Annotated in this window: 20 protein-coding genes and 1 pseudogene; 2 read left to right on the top strand and 19 right to left on the bottom strand. The window is 40.0% G+C overall.

Going from position 1 to position 24,167, the window contains the following annotated elements; all coding sequences use genetic code 11:
* Positions 1 to 19 precede the first annotated feature (19 nt).
* From AR334_RS01555 to AR334_RS01485, 16 genes and pseudogenes are all read right to left on the bottom strand, one after another.
* Positions 20 to 616: a TetR/AcrR family transcriptional regulator gene (locus AR334_RS01555; protein WP_066304189.1), complete on the bottom strand. Its 597-nt coding sequence runs from the start codon at positions 614 to 616 to the stop codon at positions 20 to 22.
* 192 nt (positions 617 to 808) lie between these two features.
* The gene (locus tag AR334_RS01550; protein WP_066304186.1) at positions 809 to 2,317 is read right to left on the bottom strand and encodes a long-chain fatty acid--CoA ligase; all 1,509 of its coding nucleotides are present in this window, start codon (positions 2,315 to 2,317) and stop codon (positions 809 to 811) included.
* A gap of 25 nt (positions 2,318 to 2,342) precedes the next feature.
* Positions 2,343 to 3,104, bottom strand: coding sequence for an SDR family NAD(P)-dependent oxidoreductase (locus AR334_RS01545; protein ID WP_216638001.1), 762 nt, complete (start codon positions 3,102 to 3,104; stop codon positions 2,343 to 2,345).
* 127 nt (positions 3,105 to 3,231) lie between these two features.
* Positions 3,232 to 4,791 (bottom strand): class I adenylate-forming enzyme family protein, encoded by a 1,560-nt coding sequence (locus AR334_RS01540; RefSeq protein WP_253701156.1) that lies wholly within the window; start codon positions 4,789 to 4,791, stop codon positions 3,232 to 3,234.
* Between the two features lie 298 nt (positions 4,792 to 5,089).
* Complete coding sequence (locus AR334_RS01535; RefSeq protein ID WP_066304177.1) at positions 5,090 to 5,866, bottom strand: SDR family NAD(P)-dependent oxidoreductase; 777 nt, start codon at positions 5,864 to 5,866, stop codon at positions 5,090 to 5,092.
* 32 nt (positions 5,867 to 5,898) lie between these two features.
* Entirely contained in the window at positions 5,899 to 6,669 is a 771-nt protein-coding gene (locus AR334_RS01530; protein ID WP_066304174.1) for an SDR family NAD(P)-dependent oxidoreductase, read from the bottom strand.
* A gap of 44 nt (positions 6,670 to 6,713) precedes the next feature.
* Positions 6,714 to 8,300, bottom strand: a complete 1,587-nt coding sequence (locus tag AR334_RS01525) for an AMP-binding protein (RefSeq protein ID WP_066304172.1) — start codon at positions 8,298 to 8,300, stop codon at positions 6,714 to 6,716.
* A gap of 62 nt (positions 8,301 to 8,362) precedes the next feature.
* A complete protein-coding gene (locus AR334_RS01520; protein WP_367576347.1) occupies positions 8,363 to 9,169 on the bottom strand; it encodes an SDR family oxidoreductase in 807 nt (268 codons plus the stop codon).
* Between the two features lie 82 nt (positions 9,170 to 9,251).
* Positions 9,252 to 11,186, bottom strand: coding sequence for an FAD-dependent oxidoreductase (locus tag AR334_RS01515; protein WP_066304170.1), 1,935 nt, complete (start codon positions 11,184 to 11,186; stop codon positions 9,252 to 9,254).
* Between the two features lie 291 nt (positions 11,187 to 11,477).
* On the bottom strand, positions 11,478 to 12,026 hold the full coding sequence (locus tag AR334_RS01510) for a DUF1214 domain-containing protein (RefSeq protein WP_066304168.1): 549 nt from the start codon (positions 12,024 to 12,026) through the stop codon (positions 11,478 to 11,480).
* Positions 12,023 to 12,871: a DUF1254 domain-containing protein gene (locus AR334_RS01505; protein WP_066304167.1), complete on the bottom strand. Its 849-nt coding sequence runs from the start codon at positions 12,869 to 12,871 to the stop codon at positions 12,023 to 12,025. The genes AR334_RS01510 and AR334_RS01505 overlap by 4 nt, the downstream gene beginning before the upstream one ends.
* Before the next feature lie 30 nt (positions 12,872 to 12,901).
* Positions 12,902 to 14,203, bottom strand: coding sequence for a TRAP transporter large permease (locus tag AR334_RS01500; RefSeq protein WP_066304161.1), 1,302 nt, complete (start codon positions 14,201 to 14,203; stop codon positions 12,902 to 12,904).
* Positions 14,200 to 14,754, bottom strand: coding sequence for a TRAP transporter small permease (locus AR334_RS01495; protein WP_066304158.1), 555 nt, complete (start codon positions 14,752 to 14,754; stop codon positions 14,200 to 14,202). The genes AR334_RS01500 and AR334_RS01495 overlap by 4 nt, the downstream gene beginning before the upstream one ends.
* 101 nt (positions 14,755 to 14,855) lie before the next feature.
* The gene (gene dctP / locus AR334_RS01490; protein WP_066304155.1) at positions 14,856 to 16,001 is read right to left on the bottom strand and encodes a TRAP transporter substrate-binding protein DctP; all 1,146 of its coding nucleotides are present in this window, start codon (positions 15,999 to 16,001) and stop codon (positions 14,856 to 14,858) included.
* Positions 16,002 to 16,811: 810 nt separating this feature from the next.
* Positions 16,812 to 16,940 (bottom strand): annotated as a pseudogene (locus tag AR334_RS30725) (hypothetical protein); the annotation flags it as partial.
* Positions 16,941 to 17,094: 154 nt separating this feature from the next.
* A complete protein-coding gene (locus AR334_RS01485) occupies positions 17,095 to 18,369 on the bottom strand; it encodes an MFS transporter (protein WP_066304153.1) in 1,275 nt (424 codons plus the stop codon).
* A 409-nt stretch (positions 18,370 to 18,778) separates the two neighbouring features.
* On the opposite strand from AR334_RS01485, the gene AR334_RS01480 reads away from it, so the two are divergent.
* Together AR334_RS01480 and AR334_RS01475 are read left to right on the top strand one after the other, a co-directional pair.
* Positions 18,779 to 20,116: a S8 family serine peptidase gene (locus tag AR334_RS01480; protein WP_066304151.1), complete on the top strand. Its 1,338-nt coding sequence runs from the start codon at positions 18,779 to 18,781 to the stop codon at positions 20,114 to 20,116.
* A 384-nt stretch (positions 20,117 to 20,500) separates the two neighbouring features.
* Positions 20,501 to 21,457: an LCP family protein gene (locus tag AR334_RS01475; RefSeq protein WP_066304150.1), complete on the top strand. Its 957-nt coding sequence runs from the start codon at positions 20,501 to 20,503 to the stop codon at positions 21,455 to 21,457.
* A gap of 128 nt (positions 21,458 to 21,585) precedes the next feature.
* On the opposite strand, the gene AR334_RS01470 is transcribed toward AR334_RS01475, so the two are convergent.
* From AR334_RS01470 to AR334_RS01460, 3 genes are all read right to left on the bottom strand, one after another.
* Positions 21,586 to 22,026: a hypothetical protein gene (locus AR334_RS01470; RefSeq protein ID WP_367576346.1), complete on the bottom strand. Its 441-nt coding sequence runs from the start codon at positions 22,024 to 22,026 to the stop codon at positions 21,586 to 21,588.
* 239 nt (positions 22,027 to 22,265) lie between these two features.
* Positions 22,266 to 23,138 (bottom strand): DUF1002 domain-containing protein, encoded by an 873-nt coding sequence (locus tag AR334_RS01465; RefSeq protein ID WP_066304149.1) that lies wholly within the window; start codon positions 23,136 to 23,138, stop codon positions 22,266 to 22,268.
* A gap of 367 nt (positions 23,139 to 23,505) precedes the next feature.
* Positions 23,506 to 24,078: a hypothetical protein gene (locus AR334_RS01460; protein WP_066304148.1), complete on the bottom strand. Its 573-nt coding sequence runs from the start codon at positions 24,076 to 24,078 to the stop codon at positions 23,506 to 23,508.
* Positions 24,079 to 24,167: the final 89 nt, after the last annotated feature.

Here is a 24,167-nt window from a genome sequence, read left to right as displayed (position 1 = left end):
AACTATATAATTTACAAAACTATGGCGCTGAAATGCCAAATTTGACAAAATCCATAATGTCATCAATTAATTTATCGTCAATTTCTTTTCCATCCCATAATATCCATTTCATACCTAGGTAATTAGTAATTCCCATGAAGCTGTAAACGAGCATTTCGGAATTAAGGCTTCTAATTTCCCCTTTTTCCATTGATTCTTCAATCCGGTTAATATAGGACTTTGCAAATTTTTCCATCGTCTTCCGATGCAGTTCTTTATCTACAAATTCTGCTTGAGGAAATAGACTGTACCAATAGGGGCGTTTTTTTACAAATTCAAATAAGGCTTTAAAGCCTGCTCTTTCAATCTCAATCCTATTATCAATTCCTTCCGTTCTTTCTTTGATAAACAATAATAATTCCCGTTGCATCTCCCAAATAAGCGCTTCAAATATTTGATATTTGGACTCAAAATAAGTATAAAAATTCCCAAGTGAAACCCCAGCATTTTGTGTTATTTCCGTAATACTGCTTTGATGATATCCATTTTTCCCGAATATATATTCTGCAGACCGTAATAGCTTATTTCTAGTCTGTATTCCTCGATTGGTTTTTGGTTTGAGATGATCAATTGACACTTAAGGTGCCACCTCCAAAAAATTATAATATGAATCAACTTTCAATTATTATGATAAAAAAAGAGTTTGTTTAACAAACAATCCTGTAGTGGTTGCTGCTTTCTAACCATTTACAACACTTGAATCGGGTTTCAAATTTATTTTATATAAACAGGTAAGCGCTGTCAATTTTATTTTCCGAATGCTTACAATTCAATTAATATTTATTCCGGTAAGTTCTCTTTTTAAGATTTTTCCGATGGAGGATTTCGGCAGGGAATCTATAAATCTTATAATTCGCGGGATCTTATAATGCACCAGATATTTTTGACAATGGTCTTTTATATCATTTTCATTGAGAGCATATTTGCAAACGATAAAAGCTGCTACTTCTTCTCCTAACCGTTGGTCCTCTAACCCGAGGACTGCACATTCGACAATGCCATCATGCTTATACAGAACCTCCTCTATTTCCCTGGGATAAACATTATAACCTCCACGAATAATTAAATCCTTTTTCCTGTCAACAATATAAAGATAGCCCTCTTCATCTTGATAGGCAAAATCACCAGTGTAGACCCAACCGTCTTGAATCACCTCATTTGTCTCAGTTGTGTTATTATAGTAACCTTTCATTGCATTGGGTCCCCTAAACACCAATTCACCGACTTCGCCCTGAATAACCTCTACTCTATCATCGTTCATTATTTTGACCTCTACCCCTGGAATGGGTAAGCCAACCGAGCCTATTTTTTGTTTACCCTTGTAGGGATTTGTTGTGATTTGAGCGGTACTTTCTGTCTGACCATAGCCTTCCAAAATATCAACTTTCATCAGGTCCTTTACCTTTTTGATTACTTCGGTTGAGATACTGGCTCCGCCCGACGCGCAAATTCTTAACGTAGAAAAATTCAAATCACTTATAATAGGAGATTGGACTAACATGGTGTACATAGTTGGTACACCAAAGTACATAGTGATTTTTTCATTAACAATGGTTTCAAGGACATCATCAGCATGAAACCGTTCTATTATTTGAACAGTTGCGCCTTGTACAAAGGGAGCCAGCATGCATTGAAGATTTCCATAGACATGAAATAACGGCAAAGTACAAAGGACACGATCATTAGAGGATACTTGTAAAATGGCTGCTTCAGTTATGGAAAGCCAATTCAAGTTTGCGTGTGTAATCATGACCCCTTTGGGACGGCCTGTTGTACCTGAAGTATAAATAATGTGTGCTGTATCATCTGGATTGCACCGAACCGGTAGAAAGTCAGCTCCCGATTGTAGCAGGTCATGCCCTTTTATAACTTTTTTCAGATTGATATTCTTTTCGAAACAAACTACTTTTTCTAGTGTCTTAACTTCATTTTGTATTTCCAAGACCGTAGAAATTCCTAGACCATCTGTTAAAATACCAACTGAATCAGAATTATGAAGTATAAAGGTTACTTCATTTGCTTTAAATAAAGGATTAATGGGTACTACCGTTGCTCCGATTGATAATATAGCATAGTAAGAAATGATATATTCAGGGGAGTTTTGCATCATTAAACCAATATTTGTATTTCTCCTAAACCCTTTTCGGTTCAGCCCATCAGCCAAACGTAAAACATCTTTTATTAACTCTTCGTATGTTATGAGTTGGTTTTGAAATTTAATGGCAGGCTGATTAGGTAACCGATTGGCTGTGGAAATTAATAAATCAACGATATTCATCCTATTCCTCCTTTAAATCACCAACCTATTCAGCTGTAACACCGCCATCAATACTAATGGTTTGGCCCGTCATGAAATTAGAGGCATCGGAAGCTAAGTAAAGGGCAATATAGGCAATATCACTTGGCGCTCCTAATTTTCGTAGTGGGATCATTTTCAGCATTTTCTGTAGCAGATGTTCATCTCCAATTTCTTCCGTATTGATATCGGTACTAATTAGTCCTGGAGCAATACCATTAACAAAGATTCCATATCTGGCCCATTCCGAGGCTAGTGATTTTGTTAAATGTATGACAGCCGCCTTACTTGCACCATATGGGGCAATACGTTTAAACGTCTTCAAGCCGCCGATTGAGGAAACGTTAATAATCTTACCGTTCCCTTGTTCCATCATGATTTTTGCTGCTTCCTGACAGGAAAAGAATAATCCCTTAATATTAATGTTAAACATAAAATCCCAATCATCACTGGTAACTTCAACAGATGGCTTCGTAATACTTACACCGGCATTGTTTACTACAATATCCAATTGCCCAAATTCCTCAACAACCGTTTTATACAAGTTTGTAATTTCTTCTAAATTAGCTATGTCACATCTTACACCTAATGCCTTCCCGCCCTTTTGAATAACCTCTTCTGCAGCATTGTTACAGTCATCTATATTTCTGCTTGCAATGACAACTGTGGCTCCCTGGGCTGCAAATGTGTTTACAATTTCTTTACCTATTCCACGGCTCCCGCCCGTAACTAAGGCGACTTTTCCCGTTAAATCAAAGATTGTTTCCAATTCAGTAAACCTCCTACTAATTAATTATGATCTTTGATATTACTTTGGATATAAACGAAAAGTGAATCAACTTTCATAATTAATTTTAAGTCCCAGCTATCGTTCTTGTCAATTTGAATATTGAATATTATAACTTTTCAAAATTATCAGCATAGGATCTTAGTTTTGTCTTTAAAATTTTTCCTGAAGCATTCCTTGGTAACTCTTCTAAAAATTCAACATAGCGCGGTTTTTTATAGCTGGCAATTCTTTCGGCACAATAGTGAATAATATCCTGTTCAGACAGTTTCTTTCCTGGTTTTGGGACGATATATGCTTTTACCGTTTCACCCCACTTTTCATCTGGTACACCAACTACTGCTGCTTCAAAGATATCTGGGTGTGTATATAATACTTCCTCAATTTCCTTCGGATAAATATTCTCCCCACCGCTAATAATCATGTCCTTTTTACGATCTACCACTGTGAGATACCCATCTTCGTCATAGGTAACGAGGTCGCCACTATGAAACCAACCACCTTTAAAGGCTTCTTCAGTAGCAGCCGAGTTATTATAGTATTCCTTCATAACAGTGGGTCCTCGATAAATGATTTCTCCCACTTCCCCCGGACAGCAATCATTCATATCTTCATCTACTACCCTTACTTCTATATTTGAAAATGGAAGCCCAACAGACCCGGATTTAATGAGAGAATCACCAGCCTTCAATGTGGAAGTACTAAAGGTCTCCGTATGCCCAAAAGTATCGTAAACGCTTGCATTTGGAAAGTGTTCCATCAATTTTTTCTTAAGCTCAAGTGGTGTAGTGGCAGCAGCTGTGCAAATAACTCGTATACTCCCAACATGATATTCTTGAAAATTAGGAACTTGTAGTAATAAATTCCACATTGACGGAACCATAAAGGCATATGATACCTTCTCTGCATCAAATGTTTCCAGTATAGCATTGGGGTCAAATTTACTATGTATAATGGACGTCCCGCCAACTAAAACAATCATGGTCATAGCAGAAATTCCGCCGACATGAAACAGCGGGGTGGTAATGAGCTGAACTTCATCTTTGGTAAGTCCACATTCTAGTGTCATATTAACAGCATTCATAAATGCATTTTTGTGAGTCAATACAGCCCCTTTAGGCCTTCCTGTTGTTCCGGAGGTATACACGATAAGCAAGTCATCGTCATCATCCAGATATTCCAGTTTCGGCTTTAACGTGCTTTTAAACATGCTATCATAAAATAAGAATCCATCCTCCTTTAATGCATCAGAGGGATTAACAATGACCACGCCTGATAATTTTGGAAGTTTACTGCGAATTTCCTTTATTACATAGGTAAAATCATCATGAGCTACGAGCATTTTAACATCGGAATTACCCAATATGTACTCTACTTCACTTTTTTGCAATCTAAAGTTTACAGGGACAATGACGGCCCCGATTCGAGCTAAAGCAAAAAGTACCTCAATAAATTCGATAGAATTATAGAGTAGTACGCCTACTTTATCGCCCTTGAATATTCCCCTTGATTGGAACCATCCGGCTATGTTGTCAACCCTGCTTTGAAGCATCCCATATGTCATACGGGTATTATTATGAACTAAGGCAGTTTTTTGAGGAAATCGACGGGCTGATCTATTTAACATTTCATCAGCTAATAATTGCTTTGCTCTTTGATATTCCATCATTTATCCACTCCTCTATTTTGGTCATAACCTTCGTTTAAAAGAAATAAATAATCATATTTTCCCAATCCCATCATTTTATGGAAATAATTATATCTGAATATTCAGTATGTATCAAGCTACATCCTTGCATCATTACGACAGAAGGTTATTCATTTATTTAGATTTAGGTAATGACATGAGTACTTAAACTCCAAATGGAACGATACTAATATGTCCGTCGCCCTACTCTATATGTCATTACCTTTTGAGCAACAAAAAAATCCATGGACATTTACAGCAAACGTTTTATCCCCTTTTATTAATTTGCTAAAGCACCCCCATCAATAGCCAAATAGTGGCCCGTCATATGAGATGCAAATTCGGATCCTAGGAAAAGAACTTTATGTGCAATCTCTATAGCCTCGGCATACCTGCCATCTGGAATCGCTTTTTCCCGTGATGATAAGAAAGCTTCCGGATCGGATGGAGAGACCCCTTTCTCGATGGAACGCATCATACGGGTATGAACAGCACCAGGACAAATGGCATTTACACGAATCCCTTCCCGTGCAACTTCGAGTGCAACTGTCTTTGTCATTCCTATCACAGCGTGTTTACTCGCAGTATAGGCAACAAACCCAGGAGAACCGACCAGTCCTGCGGCCGAAGCAGTGTTAATGATCGCTCCACTTCTTTGACGAATCATTTCAGGTAATACATATTTCAACCCTAAGAATACGCCTCTGACATTAATATCCATCACTTTGTTGAATACTTCTTCCGGATACTCTGTCGTAGGCTTGATAACCCCCTCCCAACCTGCGTTATTAGAGAAAACATCAATTCGATTGAAGCGGGCGATGGTTTGATTCACATAATTTTTTACATCGGAAGAATTGGAAACATCAGCATTGATGAAGAGGCCTTCCCTTCCTTCCTTTTTAATCCGGGATACCGTCTCCTCCCCCATCTTTTGGTCAATATCAACACAAACTACATCTGCACCTGCTTTGGCAAACTCTATACATATAGACCTGCCAATCCCTGATGCTCCTCCTGTCACTAATGCAACCTTGCCGGTATAATCAATCTTCACTTTGTCCACCTCTTTATTTATTTATTTATTTATTACGCGCTAAAACCACCATCAACGTTAATAATTTGACCATTTACATAGCTGGAAGCATCGGATACAAGGAAGTCCACGACATCGGCTATTTCTCTTAGCTGCCCTCTACGTGATAGTGGAGTTTGAGCAAGAACGCTATTTACTAGATTTCGAGTAATGTCATCTCCTGCATCGAATTTCTTATGAATACTGTTCGTTTCGGTTACCCCCGGAGCGACCCCATTCACCCGAATCCCATCTGGGCCATATTCACGTGCAGCCATGCGCAGCAGTCCTTCGACAGCCATTTTTGGAATCGTAGACATTCCATCATATTCAATGGTCCTGCTAATCACATTGGTTAGAAAAAGGACAATCGAGCCTCCCCCCTCTTGCTGGAGTAGTGGAATTCCGTGCTTTAAAATATTATAGGTGCCAATCACATCTGTTTCGATGATGGAGCGAAATAAATCATCATCATAATCTGTAATTTTCTTAATTTTAAATGGTGTGCCGGTTGCGGAAACGATAGAATCAATTCCACCCCATTGGTCTTCTACTAAGTTGTAAAAGGAACGGACAGATTCGGGATCAGTGATCTCAACTTTACCAATTTCAGCTTTGCCGCCTGCCTCACGGATCGCTTTAGCTGTTGCTTCTGCTTTTTCCTTATTGGTTCTATAGGCAATCGTAATCGCTGCATTTTCAGCAAGCTTCGTTGAAATTGCACCACCTTGTGCACCGCTTCCTCCAAAAATGACAATTCGTTTTTGTTTATTAATGTTTTCCATTACTACTTCACCCCTTAATAGATTAATAATTTACACGTTACAAATTAACGAAACACTTGATATCCGACACGTTCACGATCCCATGTGTCGTTCGTAATGCCTTCTTCGCGCAGCTTGTATTTTTGAACTCTTTGAGAAGGCGTCCGAGGGAATTCTGACACGAATCTTACAAAGCGAGGGAGGGCAAAGTAAGCCATTCGTGGCTGACAAAAATCCAGCAGTTCCACTGGTGTTAGCTCTTCCCCTTCTTTTACAATGACAACAGCCAACACTTCTTCTTCACCCAGCTCTGATGGAACACCAATTGCGGCTGAATCAAGGACCTTTGGATGATCATTAAGAACTACTTCCACTTCAAAGGAGGAAATGTTTTCACCACGTCTTCTGATAGCATCTTTTTGCCGATCGATAAAATAGATATATCCATCTTTGTCCATTCGGCCCCGGTCCCCAGTATGTAACCATAAATTTTGCCAGGTTTTTAACGTGGCTTCCGGCATCTTATAGTATTCTGTAAACATGATGCCAGGTTCTTTCGGTCTGACAACGATTTCTCCAGCTACACCTGGCGGGCATGGATTATCCTCTTCATCATGAATCTCAACCTCATAATAAGGAGCGGCTATTCCACAAGAGCCCTTGCGGAAGGATTCGGATGGGTTGTTGGTTACTGTTCCACCCTCAGTTAAACCATATATTTCACTGATTTGAACACCGTATCGGTCTTGGAAGTCATCATATAGGTCGAGTGGAGTTGGTCCACCGAAAGCCTTCCGTACGAAATGTTCTCTATCTTCGGGGCGTTCAGGCTGTTTCATAAGGATGGTGATCAATGATCCCATGAAATTAAAGGCGGTTATTTTCTCGATACGGCAAATATCCCAGAATCTTGATGCAGAGAACTTATCATGTAAAACAACATCGCAATCAGCTAAAAGCGCTGCCATAACGGTCGTATAACGGGCATTTGCATGAAATAGCGGGAATACAGTAAACAATCGGTCATTGGGACCATACTTCATGACATCACAACAGTTTGAAGCATTCTTAAAATTAGACCGATGGGTGAGGACAACTCCCTTGGATGGCCCTGTCGTTCCCGAAGTAAACAGGATGATGGAAGGGTCGGTTGGTTTAATCTCTACCTCTATAGGTGCATCACTTGCTTTTTCAAGCATAGTAGCAAAGGAATGAGTAGAAATCAGACCTGGAACTGCTTTTTCAGTATCTCCTACCACAATGACATGACGGAGATGGGTGAGATTGTCTAGTATATCAATTAATCGATCAACCCATTGTGAAGAAATGATAATGGCTTGACACTCAGCTTTATTTAAAATATACGTCAGCAGGTGCCCACGGAAAGCAACATTAATAGGTACTTCCATTACACCAATCTTAGCCAAGCCTAGCCATGTATATAAAGCTTCCGGACAATTTGGAAGCATCGAAGCACAGGTTTGACCTTTTGTGAGTCCCAAATCGGTGAGATAATGGGCCACTTTATTCCCATTACAATTGAACTGATGATAGGTAACATCCTCCTGTTCGAAGCGGACAAATCTCGTGTGGGGTTTGGCGGACGCACGGTGTTCAACTAGTTTTCCAAATGTTTCGGTTCCACTGTACATAGTTTCACTCCTTTTAACATTCTTCTCCATCCATTTACCGTCGATTATTTTATTTTATAAGCCTATTCAACCTTTCTAGTATATTGGCTTGCGCCTTGACCTCCATCGATTGGAATCACGACACCATTAATAAACGCTGCTTCTCCTGATAAAAGAAAGGCGACTAAACGGGCCACTTCTTCTGGCTTGCCGAGCCGTTTAGCGGGGATTCCCTCAGCATGTTTCTTTGCCAAAGCTTCCCAGTCTTCGGAATTCATAGATTTAAAATTTCCAATCAGCATATTTGTTGCAATTGGACCTGGTGCAATCCCGTTTACGCTTATACCAAACTCTGCGTATTCGATTGCCGCTGCTTTTGTTAATCCGACTACTCCGTGCTTTGCCGCTACATAACCAGGCTTATTTAAGATTCCGCGTATTCCTGCAACAGAAGCAGTGTTAACAATGTACCCCTCACCCTGTTTCTTCATGATCTCAAGTACATATTTCAGCCCATAAAAGACACCATTCAAGTTAACATCTATTAATTTTGAGAATAGCCCGCTGTCATATTCAGCAGTTGGGGCATTTCCACCGGCAATACCGGCATTATTGAAAAAGCCATCAATTTTACCGTACTCACGAATGGTATTGTCAACATATCCTTTTACATGTTCCTCATTGGTAACATCCGCTGTCAAAACGATGATTTGGATATCGGGTGAATTCTCCAAAATCTGACCTTTTGTCTCATGAAGTGTCTCCATGTTTTTGTCCACAAGAGAAAGCTTTGCTCCCTCAGCAGCTAATTGAATCGCTGTCGCACGGCCCAAGCCTGAACCTGCACCCGTTATTAACACAACTTTATCGGTAAACCGTTTAAACATCATGATCAGCCCCCTGCTAGTTTCATTGCATATCAATTCCATTTTTACTATTTTTATAGTCCGGTGAATCATCCTTACATCAATTTCAGATTGTTCTTGCAATCCTATGTGCCTCGAGGATGGCATTGTTGATTCGTCGAGGTGAAACAGAATCACCCACAGCATACATCGGGATTCCTAAACCACTAAGCTCCTTGGCAAGGGTATTTTCTTGCACTCTTCCTGTCTCGATTACGACTAAATCAGCTTTTAAATCAGACTCTTGCCCGGTTAGGATATTACGGACCTTGATAACATGGTCATCAACACTTGCCAATTGGTGGAAGATCATAAAGTTCACTCCTGCAGCCCCAAGTCTTTTGAGAAGTGGCTGGATGCTCTCATGGGGAATGGATGCCCCAATTCCACTCGATTGGGTCACGTAGGTAACGTGAAGTCCATTCGTGGCAAGGCGCTCTGCTACACTTAATGAAGGCCAAAATCCTGACCCATCATCAATAACTATCGCATTCTCACCCGCTAAATCTGAAAAATCATTTTCTTTAAGTGCTTCAATTACCGATATAACTTTCGTAGAAGTATTTCCAGATACTTGAGGGGATTCTGGCACTGCACCAGTAGCTAAAATGATTGAATCAAAGCCGGTTAAATCTTTTGCATTAGCTTGTTGACCGAGATGGATTGTAACACCCAATCTTCTGACTTCAGCTTCCAAGTAATGGATTATTTCTAATAATTCACCACGATGCGGTTCTTTGGAGGCAATGCGAACCTGGCCTCCTAATGAGGTTTCTTTTTCAAAAAGGACAACAAAATGTCCTCTTAAAGCCGCAACTCTTGCTGCTTCTAGTCCAGCCGGTCCTCCTCCGACTATAGCAATTCTTTTGGATGGAAGACTGAGTTGGATATCCTTACCTAATTCACCTTCACGTCCCGTTACAGGATTCACGGTACAAAATAGGTACGGATCAAAGGCACGACATTCTTGATTGCATCCGATACATGGGATGATTTCAGCACTTCGGCCTAGTTTGGCTTTGTTTGGCCATTCGGGATCGGCTATAAATGCACGAGCAGAGCCGACCAAGTCAGCGTAACCGCCTGCTACTATTTCTTCAGCCATCATTGGACTTTTAATCCGTTGACTGACGAGTACCGGAATATTTGTAGATTTTCTAATTGCTCCTGCGGCTTCAACAGCAATTCCTTGAGGTGTAGTCAAATCTTTAACGTACGCTCCACGAATCCCTAAGGTAATATTCAGATAATCTACATGAAAAAGGTCTCCAAGCTTGTTAACAATCTCAAGGGTATCTGACAGATGCAGTCCGTCACTAATCTCTTCATCAGCACTTAAACGGATTCCGAGCACAAATTCAGGATCTGTAGATTGGCGAATAGCTTCAATGATCTCCACCAGGAATCTCATTCGCCCCTCTAAAGAACCGCCATATTTATCTGTTCGATCATTTGTTGCTGGTGAGAGAAATTGGGCCACTAAATAGCCATGGGCAGCATGGATTTCGACACCATCATACCCTGCCTTATTCAGATGTGAAGCTGATATCGCAAAGGCATCAATGATTTCAGCTATATCTTCATGAGTTAATTCAACCGGTCGGTATTGAGCTCGTGGGGATTTGATGGAGGATGGTGCTCTTAATGGATGGTCCGATTCTCCCCCAATCATTTCACGCCCTAGGTGCAATATTTGACCAATTACCTTTGCACCATGAGCATGAATGACCTCTGCCCTTTGGTGGTATTTAGGGACAGTTTCCTCCAGGTATGCTTCACTCAGCATCCGCCGCCGAAGCGTGGAACTCGGGTGAACGACTGTTCCCCCAGTAATAAGGAGCCCAGCTCCACCACGAGCAAGCTTTTCCCAGTAAGCAAGATCTTCATCAGTCGGAAGCCCATCTACTATCTTTGCAGTCGCATGAGCTGTTGCGACAACCCTGTTTTTTAGTGATAGTGAACCAAGTTTAAACGGAGAAAATAAATGCGGGTAATTTGCCACTAGACATTTCATTCCTTTCTGATTAATACTTAATGGTAATATTTTTAAGTTGCTTGTAAGGAAACGTTTTCATCTTTTGGAGCTCTACCATTCTAATAGCTGATTCCTTTTTCTAATTAGCACGTGTTTATTTGAAACAGAGTTTAATTTCTAATACATGTATCACTTTTCAAATTTATTTAGAAAATAACAACTCATTACCCCTCAAAAACTACATAGGTTGATGAGACAAAGTTTTGTTTTAACTAAACTTACCTTTCCTACTCCCTTCATTCACAAGTGAATATACCATTATATGCCAATATATCGGACACCTTCAGGCTCCCACTTTCCTTCAAGCAGCTCGGGTCTTGGCATGTAGGAACGAATGGACAAATAGAAGGGCCCATTTGGAGCTGGAAGCCAATTCGTATTTTCAGTCGAAGGAGTGTGCTGAACTGTAATAGTCACAGAGCCATTTCGTCCGTACTGAAGACCTGTAGTTCTGTTATTGATGCAATAACGGTTCATGTTATTTGGGGAAAGTTCTTTCGTATTTGCATCATATAAGGTAACTGACCAGAAAGCATCAGCGGGTGGCGGAGACTCCATATGCAAGACATATCGTCCCTTGGATCCGTCAAGCGGGTACCCATTTTCATCATAAAATGTTACAAATGACTGATTTTCTTCCACCACATTCGCGCCTAAGCCAACATAATTCACAGCTGCCCTGCTAAGGTAATTGAAGCCATATGCACCTTTACTATTCGTTTTTACCCAATTCGTCTTAAGAGGAATACCTAGCTGGGACTGAGAACTAGAGATCACTTTCATGGCATCTCCATAGCCAGCAATCATGCCCTCCTGACTTTCTGGGTCCAAGTTATCGAAATCGAACGGTATCTGTGTCCTCCAATACCGAGTGTGCGATAACGATAAGTTAGCCCATCCTCTTGCGCTGGCTTCCCGTTTGAACGAAGGACGAAATCTAGAATCTTAAAAAAATCAGCGGGTCCATCCAATTCTGCTTGTGGATAGGTACCACCAAACAGGGAGAGTTCCTCGCTCTCCTGCACATCAGACGCGTAGGGAGTAATATTCACCGACTCTTGAAGGGCGTGGACTTCAGGCAGGTCAAACTCGTTAAGCGGGAAAATCCGCATAAGAATCCATTGATAGGGTGTAGAGACCTTAAACTGCGTGATACCTGGAGAGAGTTCCCCTTGCCAATCTGTTGTTGTGACGAGAAAGCTTCCAGCATTTGATCGATGCGTTCTTTGACTTATGTTTGCTGTATTTCCGTACATGTCCAGTAATTGAAGAGTGTAATATCTCTCCCCAAAAGCAGGTATTTCTATTAGAAGAGGCCCTTTGGTCAAATTCAACCATGCATTTGAGTAAATCGTATCCACGTTCGGTGACTTAAAAGCCTTGTAACCGGGTTTTGCCAACTCTCGATCATGGACAAATTTATTAAAACCAACATAATCAGAGCTTTCATGGTTGATGGCTTGCCGGTACATCTCCCGATACTGATACACACTCACTAAGCCATAAATCGTTGCATCCATGCTTAGCATACGTGTGTATGTGACTCGGGAAGAGCTTTCACTAGGCAAGTTATCCGGGTGAAGCACAGGCGCATATTGCTCCACTTTTGAAACATCATAGCCTGAAGTATAAAAACCCTTTATCTTTTCCATGCAATTTACCCCCTCACGTAATCAATTTTGTCAATGCGACATAAAGTCTGGCAGCCACATGACCATTTCCGGGAATATCAATAGTAAAATAATGACTACCAACTGTATGACCATAAAAATCATGCAACCCTTGAAGATTCTAAAAAGGTTAACATCTGGAGCAATACTTTTTAACGAGTAAACAACAAGCCCAAATGGCGGACTGACCATTCCAACCTCAATCATCCCAACAACGATAACACCAAACCAGATCCCATCATACCCTAACTGGGTAATGATAGGATAGTAGATTGGAATGGTTATGAGCAGCATCGTTACACCATCCAAAAACATCCCCAATACATAATAGGTTGCTAATATTCCCAACAAAATGAGAAAAGGTGGAAGATCTAAATTTGAAACCGTATTTGAAATCAGTAGTGGGAGGCCTGAGAAAATAAGTAGCTTGGAAAAAACATAGGCACCAAGAACTAGAAAGAGAAGTGAAACGGTTATCGAGGCGGATTCCACACAAGCGCTGACAAATTTCTTGAAGAATCCTTTTCCAGTTCTAATTACTAATAAAATCAAAGATATAAAAGCACCCCAGGCGGCTGCTTCTGTCGCGGTAAAAAATCCTGTAAACATGCCGAAAAAGATGGTTCCAAATATCGCGATGACTCCCCATGTCTTCGGCAATACACTAAATTTTTCTTTCCATGTATAAGTTTCATTGACAAGCGGTGCTACACTTGGTTTAACTTTTGCAATCACAATAATACCTAACGTAAATGCAACTACGAGAATAATACCTGGGACAATCCCACCAATCAGGAGCTTTGAAATAGATTCTCCCGTAGCAAGCCCATATAACACCATCATTCCACTTGGAGGAATCATGGAAGCTAGCAGACCTCCTGCTCCACAAGCACCAAAACTTAACGTATCACTATACCCGTTCTTCCTCATTTCTGGAATAGCCAGTTTTCCCATTGTAATAGCTCCTGCTGTACTAGAGCCGGAACAAGCAGCAAACACAGATCCAGCCGCTATGGTTGTAACTCCTAACCCTCCTGGTAATTTTCCTAGCCATCGGCGCGCTACATCATAGCCATCCTTGGCAATCCCTGCGGATAACGCAAACGCTCCAATTAGTATGAACAATGGCAATGCTGCAACATCATTTGATAAGACTCCACTTAATGGAGAAAGGTGAATTACAGAGTTTGCCACATCAAAACCCTTAAGATACCAGATTCCGGCAAACCCAACAATAAATAATGAAAACGATATAGGCACTTGCAGGAATATCAGTACAAGGAGTAGAATTATGGCAAGTATGGAGAACATCATACCTCTGGCACCTCCGGTTTCTCATTCTTCATAGGATCAGTGGACCCGTCATCCGGTTTTGAGAATAGTGCTTTAATCTCCTTTACTAAATCAAAAAATAGCTGAATGGTAAGTAAACCCAAACCCAATGTCATCACCAGTTTCAATGGAAGTATGGGAATCTTGGTAATACCTGCTATGACCTCACCATTGACATACGATTCATAGGCTTTTCCTCCATAGATGTAGGTTATCCAACCAAAAAACACCAAAGATGCGGCGTAAACAACCATAGAGATAAAATGGACGATTACGTTCGGTAAATATTGACCAAGAATGTTAACACTGATATGCTGTTTGTCTGTTTGGGCCTTACTTAGACCAAGAAAAATAGTCATTCCTACTAGGACCCCTTGTAATTCAAATACTCCATAAATTGGTGTTTTTAGCCACCTCATAATGACATCAAGTACAACGGCAAACATCATGACAATAATAATCACTGTCGAAAGAACACTGCAAATATAGGAAATCCGTTCAAATATTTTTTGGGCAAGTCCAAGACCTTTCATCCATTTACCCCCCTGAAAGAAACTCGATTGTTATTAAACATAGAATCTGCTAGCCACACAACTTCCTTGTTGGCAGCTAGCAGTCTATAAAAACGCTGAGGTTAAAGTTCCCCTTTTTTCTCCTTCTCCAAGAATTCTTCAATTATTGTCTTACTTGGGTTCTTCTTGTGGTATTCCTCCAGCAGCTTCTTTGCTTCTTCCACTTTTTTTCTAACATCCTTATATCCAGCTGCTTCTGCAGCTTTTATTGCCGGTTCCCATACAGCAGGCGGGTTAATCGCTTTTTGCCAGCGGGAGGCTTCTTCAGGTGAAAGCTGGACAATACGTACATCATTTTCCCTAGCTAACTTAAGGCCCTCGATCGCATCGTTAAAGTACGCCTCATGTTCCACTTCAGAAGGGAGTGAGCTAATTTCGGCAATAACCTTTTTGACGTCATCAGGCAGGCTGCTATAGACATCTCCATTAAATGCTATTCCAAACCACATAAATGCACCATTATGACGGAAGTCAGTAACCTGCTTTGAAACTTCAGCCATTTTATTTGATAATAGAGCATAGGGTGGAAATGGAACCACGTCAACGGTTCCCTTTTCAAGTGCCCCATAAGCATCCGCAGAAGAAATTTGCACCGGGACCCCACCAAGATTTTTCGCTGCTAAGGAATCTGCTTCCCCAAGTCCTCTTATCCTTTTGCCTTTAAGATCTTCAAGCTTATCAAATTCAAAATTACTCATAAATACATTATTACTGCCGTTAAACCATGCTACTGGTTCAACGTTATATTTTCTCCACTCCTCTTGTAATTCAGGCATTTCTTCCCACAGTTGTTTTTGAATCTCTGCTGCGCTTGTAGCTAAATCCTCAAGGAATACCGGTTGGAGAGCATTCGTCAGCGGTGTTTTAGTTGGATTATAAGCATTTGAAATAAAAGCAACATCAACAATTCCATCCTTTAACCCTTCAAGTGTGCTGGCTGCATCCATGGCCACACCACCATAGGAAATTTGCTCAATTTTGACTTTTCCGTTCGTTCTTTTTTCCAGCTCTTCCGCCCATGCTCTGAGTCCTTTTGACTGTGCAGCACCTTCTAAAAGCGCTGTGGAAACTGTAAGCTTTATCGTTTTTTCGCTATCTTTATTCCCACCTTTAGAAGATTGCTGACTACCACTAGATTCGTTTGAACATCCAACTGCAACTAACATAAAGAGCAAAAGGATCATAAAACTGACGGTCAATTTTTTCATTAATAAATCCCCCTTTTATAAATAGTTAGGCGAAATTTTACATGATTGATAGGATTACTTGTTTGTCTTACTGGTCTAATACTCTTAGGCAGTGTATTGAAAAAAGGATTCGTTTTCTTATTAATAAGTGAATCACCTTTCAGATTAAATACAAAAAAAATACAGGTTAAATTTTTGCTGGCCAATGAGGTTAAGGCATTTAATCCTTGATAATAAACTCATGAATCAAATTAATACATGAATCATCTTTCAGTTTTAGTAATTAAAAAAACTGGTTATATTTTGCTAGACCAATAGGTTAAGGCAATTTAAATCGTGATATATTTCGCAATGAATCAAATTAATACATGAATCATCTTTCAGTTTAAAATAAAAAAAATTGTCGGAAATCCCTTTTTCCAGGAATAACTTTTAAACAGCAATTTAATCAACAATTCCTTTTGATAGCGTTTTCATAAGTTAATATAAAATAGTTTTTGTTAAGCACCACCTACCTAAAATAGTATGGTATTACAACTATACTCTTGGACTACTACGATAGAACGCTTTACTCTAAATTTTTCACTCAACTACTAAAGGTAAAAACTCTAAGGATTATATCCCTCCCTTTGACTTTTAGGAAGTGTCCTTGTTTTTCATGCTACAAATATCATATTAACTTATGATAAATTTGTCAATTATGAATTTTCAGTTTTTTATGAAGATAAACATGAACTATTTAAACTGCTCAAGTAAAATAGTTTTAAACACAACTAGGAAATAATCAGCCACCCCCTGAAAAAGTACAGGGGGTGTTATGAATAGAATCTGCTATTGAATAGTGGCCTTCGGTTTGAGTCTGTGCTTTAACACCTTTCCACTTGCATTTCGTGGTAATGTATCAAGGAATTCTACTTCCGCAGGCAGCTTATATTTGGCTAGTTTGTTTTTGCAATAGGCTGTGGTTTTCAATTATAATTCAGTGTGATAAAAGCGGTCCAGAAATAGACCGTTCCCAATGAGGGGAGCGGCATTTGGCGGGATCAACCGCCAAATCAAGGATGGATTTTGCTTTATAGTTATGAATCACGAATTACGTGGTGAACATTATCTTTCACCCTCGATGCCCCACTGTCATATTTTGCTTTTCTCCAATTCCTAGTTTCTTAGAGAATGATAGGCTTTGTGGCAGTGTGATGGAGGCGAAACTAGCTAGGATCGCTAGGATGCCTGCAGCACTGAACGAAAATAGATGTGTGCCAAACATTTCATAGCCCCAGCCTCCGAGGAATGACCCGATGGCTGCCCCAATCTGGTGCCCAACGAAATAAGCCAATCCATTTAAAATGCCTAATAGCCTAACTCCATATAAATCACTTAAGATGGCGGTGGACATGGCTACAGAACCCGCCCATACCAATCCCCCAACCGCGGAAACAAGAAAGAGCTGCCATGTGGCCATCGACAACACCAACCCGAAAAATCCCAGGCCGCGGACAAAAAATACGAGAAACAAAATGTTTTTTCGCGGAAAACGGTCTGCGAGCTGCCCTAAAAAGATGGTACCGAAGATGGCGACAATTCCGATCATTCCCACTCCAAAGGAAGCCGTCATAGGCGAAAAATGATGGTCCATCAGCATCGGGACCCCGTGGGAGCCCAATAAATTCATTCCAAAGCCGCAAGCAAATAAGGCAAAAACAATTTTCCAATAGGTTAGTGTCTTAAGAGCATCCTTTAAGGTGAGATCCGTCGGGGCTTCCTGTCTAATTTTTCCTCGGGCAGTCCCCGGCCTATCAGCCCCTTCCGGAACATCCTCCTTCATGATAAAAAGGGCTGAAGGAACGACAAGACAAATAAATATTCCGCCAAATAATAGAAGCGTATTGTGCCAGCCAATCATGCCGATCAACCAAGTTTCAACAGGTGTCATCACGGCAATCCCAGCCATACCCCCTGTCGTTAAATAAAAAAGCGCCTTCCCTCTTTGGCGAACAAACCATTTGCTAATAATTGGCGACAAGCTGACACTGCTTAAAAAGCCAAGCCCGATCGACAGGAACACTCCATAAGAAAGCAGAAAGGAAATCATTCCTGTTGATAATACCGTCCATACAATCGAAATACAGACAATAGTCAGCCCAGTCAGCAGCAAAATACGAGTATTAAAGGCCTTTAATAGAATTCCCGCGATGAGCATTCCGATTCCATATGCAATCATTCCAGCCGAAACAATAAGTGAAAATTCAGTCCGTGACAACCCTAAATCACTCATAATCGGATTGACAAAAGGTCCGATTCCCATCCGCATTCCTGTTGTAAGTAAAACAATGATGCCGGCAAAGATGACAATATACCAGCCAAAGTATAGACGTCTATTATGATTCATGGGATACCCCACCTATGAATTTAATGACATACATTTCAAATAACCTCCGGCAGTCGAAATTCTCTTAATACTATGAATATATACATAAATTATCCTTTTGCATAGAAAATGTTATTGAAGTTCACTAGGAACTGTATCTATTTTTGTGTAGGTATGATGTGACTAATTAATAAAGCATATGAAAAGCCAGGTCACATTCCTCAAATGTTATGTTTAATACCATCATTTGGTGGAATGTTCCCTATGCTTATTCTGATTAGAAGAACAAAAAGAAGGTCTAAACATCTAGTACTTAAGACTTTTTTGTTTTCTTTCAAAATAATAAAATATGTCTTTTGTCCAATTACATAATTTTACAAATGAAACTATAATTGTTCTATAACAGAAGTAAAAATTAAAGGAGGATATTATGAAAAGATTCTTATTGCTTTTTACCGTTTTACTTGTTGCCTTGGGCACCGTTCAGTTCCCGGCAACAGCGCAGGAAACTTCAAAGAAGAATTATATCGTGGTGCTTAAATCAGCTCAAACTGACAGTGCTTCAATACATACACTAAAGGAATTAGGCGCGGAAATCATTTTCGAGGCACCTCAAATCGGAGTTGTCAATATCAGCTCGGATGACCCTTCCATTTTGCAGAAGCTTGAAGGAAACTCAAAAGTCCTTGCTGCGGCAGAAGATGTAGTAATCCGTACTGCTGATGAAGAAGCCGAAGCCTTGAACCTTCAGGAAGCTGAAAACGCAGCAAGTGTTCAAGCCGATTTATACGAACAATATCAATGGGATATTAAACGGGTGACTCAAAATGGTGAGTCCTGGAACATCAATCCGGGAAATAAGGACACACTTGTGGCCGTCATTGACACAGGTGTCGATTTTAGCCATCCGGATCTAAAAGATAATCTTGTGTTCGGTAAAGCATTTTTTCCAGGTGCGTTACCAGGGGATGAATTAAAGGATTCCGGCTCACACGGGACCCACGTTGCAGGAACAATTGCGGCAAATGGCAGAGTAAAGGGGGTAGGTCCGGAGCTCGCCATTGCTTCCTACCGTGTAGCAGACAACCGGGGCAGGATGAACTGGACCGGCATATTATCAGCCATCACCACAGCTGCTGACGATGGTTCAGTATCCGCGAACTTAAGCCTTGGTACGTACAGCATTATGAATGATAAACAGGATCGTGCACTCCACTTATCCTCTCAAAGGGCCGTCCAGTATGCACTTCAAAAAGGAATGCTGATTGTCGGCGCCAATGGCAACGACGGAATGGACCTTGGTAAGCGGATGAAAACAGAAAAAGGAACGGGAAAGGTATACGATGGCCCGCTATTCGACACTTTCACGAGTATTCCAGGCGTAGTCAGTGTTTCGTCAACCACGAACCGTGACACTTTGGCATACTACTCAAATTATGGGTCATCCAATGTTCATCTTGCGTCTCCAGGCGGAGACTACGGCCCTTACTGGCCAAACCCGGAGAGTGATACATCCAAGCGTGACCTGGAAGCAAGGACACTTTCCACAATCCCGGTTGCACAAGGCTCTTACGGCTGGAAAATCGGAACAAGTATGGCAGCGCCTAAGGTCGCAGCAGCTGTCGCTCTAGTGAAGGCGCAATTCCCTCAATTAAAAGCACAACAGATTGCCACCCGTCTTCAGCAGACTGCAGAAGATTTAGGAAAACCAGGCCATGATCAATATTTTGGTCACGGGTTGGTCAATGTGTATAACGCATTGCAATAAAAATAAAGGGTAAGGGCGTGTGTTTCGGCACACGTCTTTTTCTTTTTCCTGTTTTAAGTGTCCGCTCCGGATTATTGAACTGCACCCCCATATGCGGATCCAGCCGACAGATAATTCCGTCGACATTTTTCTGCAGACATTCTCGCGGCTATTATAGTCCTTAAAATAGCCGAAATGGGTATGGTGCTCGGCGTTCGTTCGTTTCGTGTACCCAAGTTTCCAATCAAAAATCAACTAAATGTAACCTGATAGTTAAGAACATGAAAACTAATTATGCAATAATTACTATTCGGGGATTGTAAAAAGAGATTAAATCCGCTATTATTGACCCGATATTAACAAGGTAATAGTTTACGAAGTTTTACATCCTAGGTGGTGCTAAATTTGTCACGGAAGAAAAAGAAAAGAATTAGATGGGGTAGAGTGTTTGGGGCTCTTATTCTATCAAGTATCTTTATAGTTGGTCTTTATTCAATCTATCAGTACATAGAAGGAAAAATTAAAGTCCTTAACGAACCGCTTAAAAAAGCAGAGGGAAAACATACTTTTAAAGGAGCACAAACGGAAAATAAGCTAGATGCCATAAATGTTCTTTTATTAGGAAGTGACTCGCGGGGAGAAAAACAGGCCCGAACGGACACGATTATGATTGCCCATTATGATCCGCAAAATAATGCATTTAAACTGATTTCGTTAATGCGTGATATGCGTGTCAATGTCCCTGAACATGGCCAGCAAAAACTAAATGCCGCTTTTTCTTTTGGTGGTCCTGAATTACTAAGGCAAACCATAAAAGAGAATTTCAATCTGGATATTCATTACTATGCCATTGTTGATTTTCAAGGATTCGAAAAAGCGGTCGATCTCCTAGTACCAAACGGAATTGAAGTAGACGTACCCTATGAAATGTCCTATGGCATTGGAATCACAATAGACGAGGGTAAACAACGACTTCATGGTAAAGAGTTGTTAGGCTATGTCCGGTTCCGTCACGATCGTTTAAGTGATTTCGGACGAATTCAAAGACAGCAAGAAGTCCTTTCCAAATTAAAAGAAGAAGCACTAGATACGCAAAGCATTATCAAACTTCCCGAGCTAGTAGGAATTTTAAATAAACACATTGATACTAATATGGATAGTTCCACGCTTATGGCGGTTGGAAAAGATCTTCTCACTAATCATAGTGGCAATGTAGAAACATTACGCATCCCTGAGGATGGCAGTTTTGAAAGTAAACGTTATAAAGGGCTTGGTGAAGTCTTAGAAGTGGACTTCGATCAAAATAAAGAAGCACTTTCTACTTTTTTAGAAGGACAAGGCACTGCACAAACGGAAGAATAATTCCTTCGATCCCGGAAAAATGCCCGCCAAGACATGGCTCTTAGCGGGCATAATTTGTGTTGGTTCACTGCAATGCATCTGTGAAAATTAATGGAGAAAATGATGCTGCCAGAATCGGCCCTCTGGTTCTAATAGTTTTTGATCAGCATTTTATCTATTCCACGAACTTTATCATATGAATTTAATAGTTTCTCCGGTACCAAGGTTCTGCCATATTCCCAGGCATTCTCTTCTATTTGAGATAGAAGCTGTGCTTTTTCTTCATCTCCACCATACAGTAATGTCCTTAAATCATGTTTGTTTTTCTTAAAATCCAAATAATAGCCGAGCTGATGATAAAGTATAAGCTTAACACAGTCTTCATCTGTCTGTTTAATTTTAAAATTTATATTTGCTATGTATCCATTTATTTGCAAGTAGTTAAACTTAATAGTATTGGTCGATACGTTATAACTCATCGGTGCAGGTAATTGATTGTTTATCTCATAATTCATATCCAATTTATGCTCTTCTAAAGTATTTTTTATAATCTCTTCAATATCCCAAATATAAAGCAACTTATCATTCACTTCCCTTCCAAAGACTTTTCATTTTTCTGCCTTCTTCTCATTATTTTTAAGAAAAGCAAGAGTAATGTAAATCCTCCTTTATACCTAGGCAAGTTAAAACGAACCTTCTTCATCCCGGCCAATTCATTTTTAATACCTGCTTCCTCCTGCTAGATGATTCCCTTTTTATCTATTCCAAGTAAAAAATGATGGGCTGCCCGCCCATCATTTCCCAAAGGTATTCAAAAAGATCACCCTGTCTATTTAGCAGTAAGGGCACGAATTTCATCAATTGCACGATTGAAGAAATCCTGCAGTTTTTGTAAAAATGACTGTCCCTCATCTGATTTTAAAAAATTGTTCACCTTTTCTGCTGTATCACTTACCTGGTTCTTAACTTGGTTCCAGTCAATGTCCATGCCCTTCAGTTTGTTGAAGAAATCTACTAAGGTATCTAACTCTTCATTTGTTAAAGTAATCCCAAGCTCGGTGGCAGCTTGTTGAATGATTTCACGAATGTCAGCTTCTGTTTTTGGATCGTTCTGGGCGATTTCCTCTTTGACTTTCCCCATTAGAGCAGCAGCTTTGTCACCTCCAATGGAATCACCAAGCTGTGCGGTTTTCACCATTTCTTCATTGGCTGCTTGTTTCACTTCTTCAGGAATTTGTTTGTTTGTAGATGTTTCATAGGCTTTCATGATTCCTGTCAAAGCCGCAGTACCTGAAACAGAATAAGGCGCGGTAATTTTGATGGTGGCATCCTTTACTCCTGCTGTCATCAAGGCATTAATGTACATTTCATCCGTCACCCATGTGATATTGTTACTTTGAACCTTTAACCCGGAATCCTTAGCATCGATAGTGATGCTAGCTGACGAAATCGCTTTGTTCCCTATTTGAGCCTTCGGAATATACTCTCCTAAATATTCATGCTCTTCTTGATTGGATACGGAAATACTTTGTACGTTTTCCGGTACCCCTAATTCACTCAACATATCATTTTTTTGCTGTGATGTTAGGTTTTCTCCTAAAGTCACAATGACATCTCCTTCAGATGCGTCTGCAAAGCAAATCGAAGGAATAGAAAAAAGCATCGCTATAGCAAGCAGCATTGCCTGAAATTTTAGTTTCATAAATAGACCTCCTTCTTTACGTGTAACCATCCCATTTAAATGGATCGTGTTTCGCTGGGAAGTGGATGCCTCTTTTTCATAAGTGCTTTTTAAAAAAACAACTTCTGAAAATGTGGCTTTGGATTATCATAACATTGGAGGCTTATTATTTCATGATAAGAAAAGGTAACATTTATGCTGATTCCGTTAAGATTCTTTCACGCTAGATAAAAATGTTTCAACCTTTCGATAACCCATAAATAATCTTAAAAAATATGACTATATGATTGCAAATACATGTTAGAGGTATTCTTTTTGTAAAGAAAAAAGCTGCCGGAGCAGCTTCTAAGACAATACTAATTGACCGTTCCTATGAACGCATGATCTTCTAAAGAATTTCTTTTTTAGGAGAGGTGCTGATTAGCTTTAACTCTCCACTTTTCGGGATTAATTCACTGATGTTTTCAGTTTTTTCATCCCATTTTAATTCAATTTTCTCCTCTACGACATATTCCTTATAGGAGCAATTAAAGAGTTTACGAGCCACTTTCCCTTTATGACCAATGAGGTTGAACCAGTTTTGCCCGATATAAAATGGATTGGTTAGGATGTAATCAACGATGAAAGATATACTGTCTTTTTCTTCAGCCTGATCAAATTTGGTTTTAGAAGAAAGAGCCAAGATAAAATAGTTTTTAGACTGATCCAATTCCAATAATTGCAGATGATATTTCCCGACCTGTTTTTGATTGAAATCCATTATGACTGTTCCGATACTTTTTTCAACATCTACTTCAAATTTACTTGCATCTTTCCAGGTCGTCAAACGAGAGTCAAATAAAGACAGTGTTAGAATATAATAGGCCGCATACTTGTTAGGATCATATGCTTCATTCACAACGGTCTTTTCATCTTCTGGTTCAACGATAAACTTTTTATAGTCAGCAAAGAAATTATCCATCAGTCGTATACCTTCTTTCGAACCTTGATTAAACTCCTGGAGTAGATGACTTGTTTATATAATATATTCCCTTAAAAAAACCAAAAATC

The organism is Bacillus sp. FJAT-29814 (assembly GCF_001510715.1).
Lineage (GTDB): Bacteria > Bacillota > Bacilli > Bacillales > Cytobacillaceae > Neobacillus.
The sequence above is the reverse complement of the archived record's forward strand: the minus strand, read 5'-3'. Positions and strand labels throughout refer to the sequence as shown.